This is a genomic window from Clavibacter rahimiani (genome assembly GCF_052654495.1).
On sequence record NZ_CP199790.1, the window covers coordinates 1,289,410 to 1,301,513 of the forward strand.

At 74.0% G+C, this 12,104-nt stretch carries 9 protein-coding genes; 4 read left to right on the forward strand and 5 right to left on the reverse strand.

Translation table 11 applies throughout. The features are described from left to right. Positions 1–72: 72 nt before the first annotated feature. Both ACT7CP_RS06190 and ACT7CP_RS06195 read left to right on the forward strand, forming a co-directional pair. Positions 73–1,284 (forward strand): fumarylacetoacetate hydrolase family protein, encoded by a 1,212-nt coding sequence (locus tag ACT7CP_RS06190; protein ID WP_445443769.1) that lies wholly within the window; start codon positions 73–75, stop codon positions 1,282–1,284. Positions 1,285–1,339: 55 nt separating this feature from the next. Next, a complete protein-coding gene (locus tag ACT7CP_RS06195; protein WP_445443770.1) occupies positions 1,340–2,554 on the forward strand; it encodes a mandelate racemase/muconate lactonizing enzyme family protein in 1,215 nt (404 codons plus the stop codon). A 41-nt stretch (positions 2,555–2,595) separates the two neighbouring features. On the opposite strand, the gene ACT7CP_RS06200 is transcribed toward ACT7CP_RS06195, so the two are convergent. The 5 genes from ACT7CP_RS06200 to ACT7CP_RS06220 form a co-directional block, all read right to left on the reverse strand. Beyond that, positions 2,596–5,622, reverse strand: a complete 3,027-nt coding sequence (locus ACT7CP_RS06200; RefSeq protein ID WP_445443771.1) for an alpha-mannosidase — start codon at positions 5,620–5,622, stop codon at positions 2,596–2,598. Positions 5,623–5,727: 105 nt separating this feature from the next. Beyond that, positions 5,728–6,648, reverse strand: coding sequence for a carbohydrate ABC transporter permease (locus tag ACT7CP_RS06205; RefSeq protein ID WP_445443772.1), 921 nt, complete (start codon positions 6,646–6,648; stop codon positions 5,728–5,730). A 2-nt stretch (positions 6,649–6,650) separates the two neighbouring features. Continuing rightward, positions 6,651–7,640, reverse strand: a complete 990-nt coding sequence (locus ACT7CP_RS06210; protein ID WP_445443773.1) for a carbohydrate ABC transporter permease — start codon at positions 7,638–7,640, stop codon at positions 6,651–6,653. A 3-nt stretch (positions 7,641–7,643) separates the two neighbouring features. After that, the gene (locus ACT7CP_RS06215) at positions 7,644–9,032 is read right to left on the reverse strand and encodes an extracellular solute-binding protein (protein ID WP_413963349.1); all 1,389 of its coding nucleotides are present in this window, start codon (positions 9,030–9,032) and stop codon (positions 7,644–7,646) included. Between the two features lie 178 nt (positions 9,033–9,210). Continuing rightward, positions 9,211–10,476, reverse strand: coding sequence for an ROK family protein (locus ACT7CP_RS06220; protein ID WP_445443774.1), 1,266 nt, complete (start codon positions 10,474–10,476; stop codon positions 9,211–9,213). Positions 10,477–10,647: 171 nt separating this feature from the next. Between ACT7CP_RS06220 and ACT7CP_RS06225 the strand changes: the two genes are divergently transcribed. Next, the gene (locus tag ACT7CP_RS06225) at positions 10,648–11,790 is read left to right on the forward strand and encodes an iron-containing redox enzyme family protein (protein WP_445443775.1); all 1,143 of its coding nucleotides are present in this window, start codon (positions 10,648–10,650) and stop codon (positions 11,788–11,790) included. After that, a complete protein-coding gene (locus ACT7CP_RS06230; RefSeq protein WP_445443776.1) occupies positions 11,787–12,074 on the forward strand; it encodes a CDGSH iron-sulfur domain-containing protein in 288 nt (95 codons plus the stop codon). Before ACT7CP_RS06225 ends, ACT7CP_RS06230 begins: the two co-directional genes overlap by 4 nt. Positions 12,075–12,104 lie beyond the last annotated feature (30 nt).

The window sequence follows — 12,104 nt, forward strand, 5'->3', positions numbered from 1 at the left end:
GGGTGGGCCAAGGTCGTCCCAGCGACGATGCGCCGGGGATCCGTCCGCACGCCGCGGGACGGAGCGGTCGCCATGCAGGAGCACACGCGCATGCAGCCCGGGGCGGAGGCGGGCGCGGATCCCGCGGCGCCCGGCGCGCTGCCCGAGGACGCTGACCGGGCCGTCCTCGTCGGACGGGTCTGGGATCCGCGCACGGGCGGCCCGTCGCCCGTGGTCGTCCGCGACGGCGTCGTGCACGACCTCAGCAGGGTCGTCGCCACCGTCAGCGAGCTGGCCGACGCGCCGGATCCGGTCGCCCTCGTCCGGGAGGCGCCCGCGCGTCCGCTGGGCACGGTCGACGACGTCGTCGCCAACGCGCGGCCGGATGGGCGGGACCCCGCGCGCCCGTGGATCCTGTCGCCCATCGACCTCCAGGCGGTCAAGGCCGCGGGCGTGACCTTCGCGGCGTCGCTCCTGGAGCGCGTCATCGAGGAGCGCGCCGGGGGAGACCCGACGGCGGCCGCGGCCGTGCGCGACGAGCTCACCCGGCTGCTCGGCGCCGAGATCCGCGACGTGGTGCCGAGCTCGGATGCCGCCCTCCGCCTCCGGGACGCCATGCTCGCCCAGGGCACCTGGAGCCCGTACCTCGAGGTCGGCCTCGGCCCGGACGCCGAGATCTTCACCAAGGGGCAGCCGCTGTCGACCGTGGGGACGGGCGAGGACGTGGGCGTGCTCGCCGCGAGCGCCTGGAACAACCCCGAGCCCGAGGTCGCGCTGGTGGTCGCGTCGACGGGCCGGGTCGTCGGCGCGACGCTGGCGAACGACGTCAACCTGCGCGACGTGGAGGGCCGCAGCGCCCTGCTGCTCGGCCGCGCGAAGGACGCCAACGCGTCCGGCGCGGTCGGGCCGTTCATCCGGCTGCTCGACGATGCCTTCGGCATGGACGACGTGCGGGCGCTCCGGGTGTCGCTGCGCGTGGACGGCGCCGACGGGTTTGCACTCCGGGCCGTGTCCGACATGTCGCTCATCTCGCGCGACCCGCTCGACCTCGTGCGCCAGCTCATCGGCCCGCACCACGCCTACCCGGACGGCGCGCTGCTGATGCTCGGCACGATGTTCGCGCCCACGGAGGACCGGGACGCCCCGGGCCGCGGCTTCACCCACCACGCGGACGACGTCGTCCGCATCTCGTCGCCGCGGCTCGGCACGCTGGAGAACCGCGTGCGCGCCGCCGAGGACTGCGCGCCCTGGACCTTCGGCGTGCGCGCCCTCCTGCAGCACCTGGCGGGGAGGGGATCCGCATGACCGGCGCCGCCGCCGTCACCGACGGCACCGCCGCCACCCGGAAGCAGGGGACCCCGTGAGGATCACGCGCGTCAGCACCGTCGTCGTCGACTTCTACCGCACCAACCTCGTCTTCCTGCGCGTCGAGACCGACGAGGGCCTGACGGGCGTCGCCGAGGCGACGCTCGAGGGGCAGGAGCACGCCGTGCAGGGCGCCGTGCAGGTGCTCGAGCGGGCGGTGCTCGGGCGGGATCCGCGGCGCATCGCCGAGACCGTGCACGAGGTCTCCCGCGACGCCTACTGGCGCGGCGGGCCTGTCACGGGCACGGCGCTGAGCGCCCTCGAGACGGCGCTCTGGGACATCTCCGCGCGCGAGCTCGGCGTGCCCGTGCACCGGATGCTCGGCGGCCAGGTGCGCGACCGGGTCCGGGCCTACGCGAACGGCTGGTTCAGCGGGATCAGCGCGCCCGAGGACTTCGCGGCCGCCGCGGTCGCCACCGTCGCGACGGGCTTCCGCGGCCTCAAGTGGGACCCGTTCGAGGCGGCCGAGCGGCACGCGACGGATCGCGACATCGACCGCATGCTCGAGTCCGTCGCCGCCGTGCGCGACGCGGTCGGCGGCGACGTCGAGCTCTTCATCGAGGGGCACGGGCGCTTCGACGTGCCCACCGCGATCCGCATCGCCCGGCGCCTCGAGCGCTACGACCCGGTCTTCTTCGAGGAGCCGTGCCCGCCGGAGGGCGTGGACGCGATGATCGAGATCCGGTCGAAGTCGCCCGTCGCGATCGCCGCGGGGGAGCGCTGGTACGGCCGGCAGGGGTTCGTCTCCCCGCTCGCGCGCGGGGCCGTCGACTTCGTGCAGCCCGACGTGACGCACGCCGGCGGGCTGATGGAGCTGTCCTTCATCTCCACGCTCGCCGCGCACCACCACGTGCCGTTCGCGCCGCACAACCCGAGCGGCCCGCTGTCGACGGCCGCGACGCTGCAGCTCGGCGCGACGCTGCCGAACTTCCGGTACCTCGAGATCATGGCGGTGGACGTGCCGTGGCGCTCCGACATCTCGGACGAGCGGCTGGAGCTCACGGCGGAGGGCGACGTGATGATCCCCGAGGGCGTGGGCCTCGGCATCGAGCTCGACCTCGACGCCATCGCGGAGCACCCGTTCACGCCGCACCCGATGCGGCTGTTCCAGGACGCGGTCGCCGACATCCGGCCGCGGGACGCCCGCATCTACTTCACGCGGGGCGGGGAGCCGATCGCGCCGCGGGGGCCGGACGTCGCGTCCGCCTGACGCGCGCCCGCCCGCCCGCCCGCCGCCGTCGTGGTCGCGGGTCAGCCCCGCGCGAACCGCAGGGTCGCGATCTCGAACGGCCGCAGCGTGATCGGCACGCCCTCCCCGGCGGGGACGACGGCGTGGTCCTCGAGCGTCCGCTCCAGCAGGTCCGTGCGGCGGGCGGCGCCGAGCCCGGCGTCGGGATCCACGCGCACCACGGCCGCCTCCCGGCCGCCGCGCGCCTCGTAGAGCCGCACGACCAGGTCGCCCGAGCGGTCCTCGGCGAGCTTCACGGCCTCGATCACGACGGCCGGCGACGACGACGTCACGAGCGGCGCGACGCCGTGGTCGCCCGTCACCTCGCGCACCGGCAGGTTGAGCCGGTAGCCCGCGTCCGCGGCGTCGAGCACGTCGGGCGCGACCCGGACCGCCGAGCGCAGCACGTGCCGGCCCTGGTCGGCGTGCGGGTCGGGGAACACGGGCGCCCGCAGGAGCGACTGGCGTACGAGGGTCGCGCTGCCGCCGTCGGGGCGGGGGATCCGCGTCACGTCGTGCCCGTAGGTCGCGTCGTTCGCGACCGCCACGCCGAAGCCCGGCTCGCCGACGTGCACCCAGCGGTGCGCCACCGTCTCGAACCGCGCCGTCTCCCACGACGTGTTGGCGTGGGTCACGCGCTGCACGTGCCCGAACTGCACCTCCGAGGCGGCGCGGTCGGCGTGCACGTCGAGCGGGAACGCGAGCTTCAGCAGCTTCTGCCGCTCGTGCCAGTCGACGTCGGTGACCACCTGCAGCTCCGGCTCGCCGGCGGGCAGGGTCCATGTCTGCGTGACGCGCGAGGCGCCGAACGCGCGCTCCACCACGAGCGAGGCGCCGTCGACGCGCACGGCCTCGACGTCCGTGAGGTCGGTGCGGTTGCGGCGGTACGCGTCGTCGATGTCCCACGCGTCCCACTGGTTCGGGGTGTCGCGGAACAGCTGGAGGAGGCCGAGGCGCTGGCCCGGGGCGACGAGGTCGCGACCGGACGCGGCGTCCACGAGCGAGGAGACCGTGCCGTCGGCGGAGAACCGCGCCCGGACGAGGCCGTTGTCGAGGACCCAGCCGTCGCCGTCCGCGACGGGCGCGGGGGAGCCGTCGGCGGGATCCACGGCCGCGGCCGACAGCGCGGCGACGCCCACCGCGTCCACCGGCGCCGCGTTGAACGCGATCCGCCGGTCGCCCGCGCCCGCGAGCGCGCCCTGCGCCTCGGCGACGAGCGCGCGCAGCCGGCCCTGCACGCGCGCGTGCTCGCGCTCCGCCTCCTGGTGCACCCACGCGATCGAGGTGCCCGGCAGGATGTCGTGGAACTGCAGCAGGAGCACGGTGCGCCACAGCGCGTCGAGCTCGTCGTGCGGGTACTCCGCGAGGCCCCGCACGGCCGCGGTCGCGAGCCACAGCTCGGCCTCGCGCAGCAGGTGCTCGCTCCGCCGGTTGCCCTGCTTCGTGCGGGCCTGGGACGTGTAGGTGCCGCGGTGGAACTCGAGGTACATCTCGCCCGACCACACGTGCGGATCCCGGATCTCGGCCTTCGCGGCGTCGAAGAAGTCGAGCGGGCTGCCGAGCGTCACACGGGGCGACCCCTCGAGGTCGCGCGTGCGGTGCGCCGCCGCCGTCATCTCGCGGGTCGGCCCGCCGCCGCCGTCGCCCCAGCCGAACGGCACGATCGAGGAGTTCGCCACGGCCTTCTCGGCGTGCTGCCGCTCGGCGCGCGCGAGGTCCTCGCCGGAGAGGTCGGAGTTGTAGGAGTCCACGGGCGGGAAGTGCGTGAAGACGCGGCTGCCGTCGATGCCCTCCCAGAGGAAGGTGTGGTGGGGCATCGTGTTCGTCTCGTTCCACGACTGCTTCTGCGTGAAGAAGTACTCGGCGCCCGCGCCGCGCACGATCTGCGGGAGCGCGCCCGAGTAGCCGAACGAGTCGGGCAGCCACACCTCGCGGTTGTCGATCCCGAACTCCTCGAGGAAGAACCGCTTGCCCTGCACGAGCTGGCGGACGAGCGCCTCGCCGCCCGGCATGTTGGTGTCCGACTCGACCCACATCCCGCCGACCGGCACGAAGCGGCCCTCGGCGACGCGCTGCCGCAGCCGCGCGAAGAGCTCCGGGTGGTCCTCCTTGAGCCACGCGTACTGCTGCGCGCTGGACGCGGCGAACACGAAGTCGGGATCCTCGTCCATGAGCGCGAGCACGTTGGAGAAGGTGCGCGCGACCTTGCGGCGGGTCTCCCGGACGGGCCACAGCCACGCGGAGTCGATGTGCGCGTGGCCGACCGCGGTCACGCGGTGCGCGCTCGCGTGGGCAGGAGCCGCCAGCACGGCCTCGAGCTCCCGGCGGCCGGCGGCGGCGGTGCCGGCGACGTCGTCGGGATCCACCGCGTCGCACATGCGCTCGAGCGCCGCGAGGATCTCCGCGCGCCGGGAGGAGGCCGGGTCCAGCTGGCCCATCAGCCCGCGCAGCGTCCAGACGTCGCGGTCGAGCTCCCACACGGTCTCGTCGCGCCAGGCCAGGTCCATGGTGCGCAGCCGGTAGATGGGCTCGTCGCCGGCGGTCGCCGGGTCGCCGAGCGGCGTCTCGCCGTGGAAGGTGTCGCCGCCGATGTCGGGGTTCGACGCCGCCTCGATCCAGAGGTCGATGCGCGTGCCGGGCGCCGTGCCCGCGCCGACCGCCGCGAGCGGCACGTAGCCGTTGTACGGCTCGATGGCCTTCACGACGCTGCCGTCGGGCCGGTGCACGAGGCCCTCGGCCTGGAACCCGGGCTGGCGGTCGCTGAAGCCGAGGTCGACGAGCACCTCGAGCGCCGTGCCCTCCATCGCGCCGTCCGCGGGCACCTCGCCCCTGACGTGGAACCACGTGGTGCCCCACGCCCGGCTCCACGGCGTGCCCACCGCGAAGGGCCGGAGCTCCTGCCGCACGGCCTCGGCGAACGGCACGGGCTCGCCCGGCGCGTCCCACGCCTCGATCGCGAGCGGCATCCGACGGCGGTGCACGTGGGGGAGGAGGCGGTCCTGCACGAAGCGGGCGATGCGGGCCTCGGCGAGCGCGGTGGTGGGGGGCATGGTCATCTCCAGTCGATGGCGCGGGCGGGCCGCGGGCGGGCGGATCGGTGGTGCGGGTGGAGCGGGTCGTGCGGTGGAGCGGTCGTGCGGATGGTGCGGTCGGGATCAGCCCTTCACGGCGCCGGCCAGGGCGTTGGACCCGCCGAGCGTGCGCGACACGAGCACGTACAGCGCGATGACGGGCACCGAGTAGACGAGCGAGAACGCCGCGAGCTGCCCGTAGGCGACCGACCCGTACTGCCCGAAGAAGTTGAAGATGCTCACGGCGGCCGGCTGCTTGTCCGGGCTCAGCAGCAGGATGAAGGGCACGAAGAAGTTCCCCCACGCCTGGATGAACACGAAGATGAACACCACCGCGATCCCCGGCCGCATGAGCGGCACGACGATGTGGGTGAGCGTGCGCATCATCGACGCGCCGTCCGTCCACGCGGCCTCCTCGAGGGAGATCGGCACCGAGTCCATGAAGTTCTTCGCCATCCAGATCGCCATCGGCAGGCTCGTGGCGGCGAGGAAGAAGACCGTGCCGCCGATCGAGTCGATGAGGTCGAGCGTGACGAAGAGGCTGTAGACGGGCACCATCATCGCGGTGATGGGGAGGCACGTGCCGAACAGGATCCCGTAGAGGAACGGCTTGTTGATCCGCATCCGGTAGCGCGACAGCGGGTACGCGGCGAGGATCGCGACCACCACCGTGACGATCGCGCAGCCGCCCGAGAGCACGAGGCTGTTCATCAGCGGGATGAACGAGATCTCCGGCGTGAGCACGGCCGTGAAGTTGTCGAGCGTGAACTCCTCCGGGATCCGGGCGGACAGCGTCGCCGACCGGTCGACCGAGGCGAGCACGAGCCAGACGAGCGGGACGGCGAAGCACAGGGCGACGACGACGAGCACGCCGTTCGCGACGACGCGCATCACGCGCCCGCTCGGGGAGGTCATGCCGGTCCCGGACGCGCGGGCGGCGCGGCGGTCCGCGCGGCGGGGGCGGGAGGCGCGGGCGGGTGCCGGCGCCGTCGTGGTCACGGCCATGGTCAGTCCACCTCCGGGCGCAGGGCCCTGATGTAGATCACCGAGAACACGGCTCCCACGAGGAGCATGATCGTGGCGATCGCGGTGCCGAAGCCCAGCTGGGAGAACTGGAACGCCTCCTGGTAGGCGAGGATCGGCAGGGTCGAGCTGCTGGTGCCGGGGCCGCCGCCCGTCATCACGAAGATGAGGGTGAAGACCGAGAGCGTCTGCAGCGTGGTGAGCATGAGGTTCGTCGAGATGCTGCGGCGGATCACCGGCAGCGTGATGAAGACGAGCCGCTGCCAGCCGGTCGCGCCGTCCACCTCGGCCGACTCGGTGATCTCCGGCGGCACCTCCTGCACGGCCGCCGAGTAGACGAGCATCGAGAAGGCGGATCCGCGCCACACGTTCGCGAGGATCACCGACAGCAGCGGCAGGCCGTAGAGCCAGTTCGCGCCCTCGATGCTGACGGCGGCGAGCATCGTGTTGAGCGTCCCCGAGTCGTTGAAGAACGCGTACGCGGCGAACGCGGCGACGATCTCCGGCAGCACCCACGCCGCGATGACGAAGGTGCCGACGACCGCGCGGACGACCCGGTTCCCCTGCCGCATGAGGAGCGCCAGCCCGAGCCCGACGACGTTCTGACCGACGACCGCGGAGAAGAAGACGAACGCCAGCGTGAGGAGCACCGACTTCGGGAAGTCGGGATCCGCGAACAGCGCCGTGTAGTTGTCGAAGCCGATGAACTGCGCCCCGCCGGCCGCGTACCCGGTGAGGGACGCGTCGGTGAAGGAGCCGTAGAGGCTCGAGATCACGGGACCGAGGAGGAACAGGGCGAGCAGGACGATCGAGGGCAGCAGCGGGATGGTGCGCGCGCCGGTGCGGAGCGCGCGGGCGCGGGCCCGGCCCGGCCGGACCGGCGACGGCCCGCCCGAGCCGGGGCCGTCACCCGGCGCCGCGGCGCCCCGCCGGCCGGCCTCGCGGCCGACCGGGACGGGGGCGATGGTCGCCACGGATCAGTCCTCGGCCTTCTGGGTCCCGTCCTCGCCGACGATCCCGACGAGCGCCTCGTCGTACGCGGCCGCCGCCTCCTCGGGCGACTGCTGGCCGGTCATCACCGACTCCATCGCCACCGTGATCGCGTTGGAGATGCGGCTGTAGTCGGTGGTCGCCGGGCGGAAGTGCGTGACGTCGACGATGGAGGAGAAGAACTCGAAGGTCGGGTTCGAGGACACGTACTCCGGGTCGTCGGCCACGTCGCTGCGCACCGCGATCTGGCTGGCGGCGATGTCGTAGGCCTTCGAGCCGTCCTTGTCGAGCGCATCGGCGATGAATGCGAACGCCTTGTCGGGGGCCTTCGTCTTCGCGCCGACCGCGAGGGTCCAGCCGCCGGACATGCTGACCGCGCCGGGGGCGGCGCCGTCCTGCGTCGGCATGGGCGCCTGGCCCATCACGTCGCTCCACTCGGGCCAGGGGTTCGTGCCGGTCTCCAGCCACGTGCCGCTCAGCCAGGATCCGTCGAGGTCGATCGCGAGCTTCCCGGCCGGCAGCCACTCGCCGCCGACGATGGTGGAGATGTTCGTGTCGAGGGCCTCCTCGGGCTTCGGGCCGATGCCGCCCTGGTAGACGTCCTCGATGAAGCCGAGCGAGTCGATGAAGCCCTGCGAGCCGGTGAGCCACTTGCCGCTCGCGTCGTCGAAGAGGGTGCCGGTGGGGGTGCCGTAGTGCAGCATCTCGAAGCCCTGCATCGTGGCGCCCTCGCCCTGCGGCTTCCCGGAGTAGACGTTGATGGGCACGACGTCCGGCAGCTTCTCCTTCACTGTCCTCGCCGCGTCGAGCACGTCATCCCACGTCCTCGGCTCCCACGGCACGGGCAGGCCGGCCTGGGCGAAGAGGTCCTTGTTGTACCAGAGGGCGCGCGTGTCGGTGCCCATCGGGATCCCGTAGACCTTGCCGTCCTCGCCGACGCCGGCCTCCTTGGCGGAGTCGAAGAACATGTCCCAGTCCTCCCAGCCCGCGACCTGGTCGTCGAGGGGGAGGAGGTAGCCGGCGGCGGCGTCGGACTTCACCTTGAAGGTGTCCTCGTACATCACGTCGGGGGCGGTGGACGCCGAGCGGTTCATCAGCGCGAGCTTCGTGAAGTAGTCGTCGTTCTGCGCGGCGATGGGCACGAGCTCCACCTTCATGCCGGGGTTCGCGGCCTCGAAGGACGCCGCGGTCTCCTTCATGTGGGCGTCCATCTGCGTGAACGTGCCGAACTTCTGGTACGCGACCTTGAGTGTCTTCCCGTCCCCGCCGCCCGCGCCGCCCGAGCAGCCGGTGGCGAGGAGGAGGGCGGCGACGGACGCCGCCGTGATGGAGAGGACGCGGGCTCGCGTCCTGCGGTGCGGCAGGTGGTTCGTCATGGTGCTCCCTTGCTCCACTGGATCGGACGGGCGGCATCGTCGCGGCTCGTCGGGGTTAGCCAAACGTATGGACTAATCCATGTCAAGACATCGGCGGTGACGATCCGGTGACGGCGTCGCCGCCGCACCGCGCGGATGCGGACCGGTCTCGGTCCTGCCCGCCGCACGCGGACGCGGGTCAGCCGCGGATGAGCATGGCCGACGGACGCGGCGAGAACGCGTTGTCGAGCACGAGGCACGCGGCGCCCACGGCGGCGACGTCCTCGCCGACCGCCGACTCGACCACGCGCACGGGGTGCTTCGCGATGAGCGCGGGGGACCGGCGCACCTCCTCGGGCAGGGTCGCCAGCACGAGACGCGCGATCGGGGGCCAGAACGGGCCGCCGCACACGACCTCGTCGAGGTCGAGCAGGTTCACCTGGATCACGATGGCGCGCGCGAGGTGCCGGGCCGCGGCCTCCACGATCCGCCGGGCCGGGCCGTCCTCCGCGTCCGCCCGGGCCGCGAGCGCGTGGAAGGCCTCACCGATGAGCCGCATGTCGACGGCGTCGCCGCTCGCCGCGGCCTCCGCGAGCGCGGCGTCCGACACGTCACCGGCCGTGAGCACGCCGCCCTCGACGGCCTGCCGCACGAGCGCGTGCGGCGTGATCAGCTCGCCCACGCAGCCGACGCGCCCGCACGTGCACCGCCTCCCGCGCGACGCGACCATGATGTGGCCGGAGTCCCCGGCGTTGGAGCTCGCGCCGCGCACGGGCTCGCCGCCGAGCACGAGCCCGGTGCCGAACCCCGTCCCGTAGTAGACGAACGCGAGGTGCCGGCGGTCCCCGGGGCCGAACCACAGCTCGGCGACGGCGGCCGCGGTCACGTCCTTCTCCAGGAGCACGGGCAGGCCCGTCGCGGTGCTGAGCGCGGAGCGCAGCGGGACGTGGCGCCAGCGGGGGAGCATCGGCGGATCCAGCACCAGGCCCGCGCCCACGTCGATGGGGCCGGGCGCGGCGAGCCCGACGCCCAGGACGGCCGTGCGGTCCACCCGCGCGTCGGCGATGAGCCCGTCGACGAGGCGGGCCACGAGCGCGACCACCTCGTCGGGCCGCGACGCGGACGGCGTCGGGCTGCTGACGTGCCGGAGGACCGTGCCCTCGAGGTCGAGGAGCACGGAGGTGATGACCGCGGGATCCACGTGCACGCCCACCGCGAAGCGTCCGTCGGCGACGAGGTGCAGGAGCGTGCGGGGCTTGCCGGGGCCGCGGATCACCGTGCCGCCCTCCCGCACGAGGCCCTCGTCGATGAGGCGGCGCGAGACGTTGGTGACGGTCTGCGCGCTGAGGCCCGTGCGCTCGGCGATCTCGGAGCGGCTGGCCCCCTCGGCCGCGCGGCGCACGGCGTCGAGGACGACCGTGCGGTTGTAGCCGCCGATGGCGGGCAGGTTGGTGCCGCGTCGCATGGGGCACCTCCTCGCGCCGGCGTCGCCCGTCGCGCGCGGGCCTCCCGGCAGTATCCCGGATGCGCGGGCCCGGTCGCGCCGCCCCGCATCCGCGCGCTCCTCCTTACCGCTCCCCGGGGGTACCGCCGACACGCCCGACCCGGCCATGGGGGGTCGAGGCAGGGTGGACCCATGACCGATCTGCTCGCCACCGCCCACGAAGCGGTCCGCACCCGTCCGTCCCCCCTCCCCGCCGCGCGCGGCCCGCTCAGCGCCGCGCTCCTCGCCGACCTCGTCGGCGCCGACGTCGCGCCCGGATCCGGGGTCGGCACCGCCGCCGACGGGCTCGCCATCGCGGCCGGCCCCGACCTCGCCGCGCTCGCGATGCAGGCGCTCGCCGCGACCGACGACGTGATGCGCGACGACGACGTCCAGCTGGCCCTGTTCTGCCTGTACGAGCTGCACCACGCGGGCCTCGAGGGCGTCGACGACGACCGCGAGTGGGACCCCCGCCTCCTCGCGGTCCGCGGGATCCTCGAGCGCGCCGTCGAGGCCGCCCTCCGCGAGCGCGTCACCGTCCCCGAGCTCCCCGAGCCGACCTCCGCCGGCGTCGCCGCGGCGCTCTTCGCCCTCACCTCGGCCGACTCCGGCCCGTCCCTCTCGCGCTTCGTCGCGAAGAAGGCCAGCGTCGCGCAGCTCCGTGAGCTCCTCGTGCAGCGCTCGGTCTACACGCTCGGCGAGGCCGACCCGCACTCCTGGGCGATCCCGCGGCTCCGCGGGCGCGCGAAGGCGGCGCTCGTCGAGATCCAGGCCGACGAGTACGGCGGCGGCCGCCCCGAGCGCGTGCACGCGACGATCTTCGGGACGACCCTCCGCGGCGTCGGCCTCGACGACCGCTACGGCGCCTACCTCGACGACGTCCCCGCGATCACGCTCGCGTCGTCGAACACCATGTCGCTGTTCGGCTTGCACCGCCGCCTCCGCGGTGCGATCGTCGGCCACCTCGCCGCGTTCGAGATGACCTCGAGCATCCCGAGCCGCCTCTACGCCAGCGGGATCCGCCGCCTCGGCTTCGGCGACGACGTCGCCTGGTACTACGACGAGCACGTCGAGGCCGACGCCGTCCATGAGCAGATCGCGGCGCACGACCTCGCGGGCGGGCTCGTCGAGTCCGAGCCGCACCTCCTCGGCGACGTGCTGTTCGGCGCGGCCGCCTGCCTCGAGGTCGAGGGCTGGGTCGGGACGCACGTCCTGTCGAGCTGGACGGCCGGGCGCTCGTCCCTCCGGCCGGGGTCGACGGCCGTCGCGGACGCCGTCGCGCCGAGCGCCGCGTGAGCGCGCTGCCCGCGGACGACGACCGGCCGGTCCGGCCCGTGCCCGTGCCCGCGCCCGTGCGGTCGCCCGCCGCCGAGCCGCCGCGCATCATCGCGTACCCGGACGGCCCGCTGCTCGTGCGCGGGGAGTTCGAGATCGTGGATCCCGAGGGCCGGCCCCTGCCGCGCACCCGCAGCACGGTCGCCCTCTGCCGCTGCGGCGTGTCCTCGATCAAGCCCTACTGCGACGGCACGCACCGGCTGGTCGGCTTCCGCACGGATCCGCCCGCGCCCGCCGAGGGCTGACGCCGGCGCGGCGGCCGCGGCACCCGGTGC

Coding starts and splice junctions, on each gene's coding strand:
- ACT7CP_RS06190 (WP_445443769.1), top strand. CDS start 73: ATGCAGGAGCACACGCGCATGCAGCCCGGGGCGGAGGCGGGCGCGGAT.
- ACT7CP_RS06200 (WP_445443771.1), bottom strand. CDS start 5,622: ATGCCCCCCACCACCGCGCTCGCCGAGGCCCGCATCGCCCGCTTCGTG.
- ACT7CP_RS06205 (WP_445443772.1), bottom strand. CDS start 6,648: ATGGCCGTGACCACGACGGCGCCGGCACCCGCCCGCGCCTCCCGCCCC.
- ACT7CP_RS06215 (WP_413963349.1), bottom strand. CDS start 9,032: ATGACGAACCACCTGCCGCACCGCAGGACGCGAGCCCGCGTCCTCTCC.
- ACT7CP_RS06220 (WP_445443774.1), bottom strand. CDS start 10,476: ATGCGACGCGGCACCAACCTGCCCGCCATCGGCGGCTACAACCGCACG.
- ACT7CP_RS06225 (WP_445443775.1), top strand. CDS start 10,648: ATGACCGATCTGCTCGCCACCGCCCACGAAGCGGTCCGCACCCGTCCG.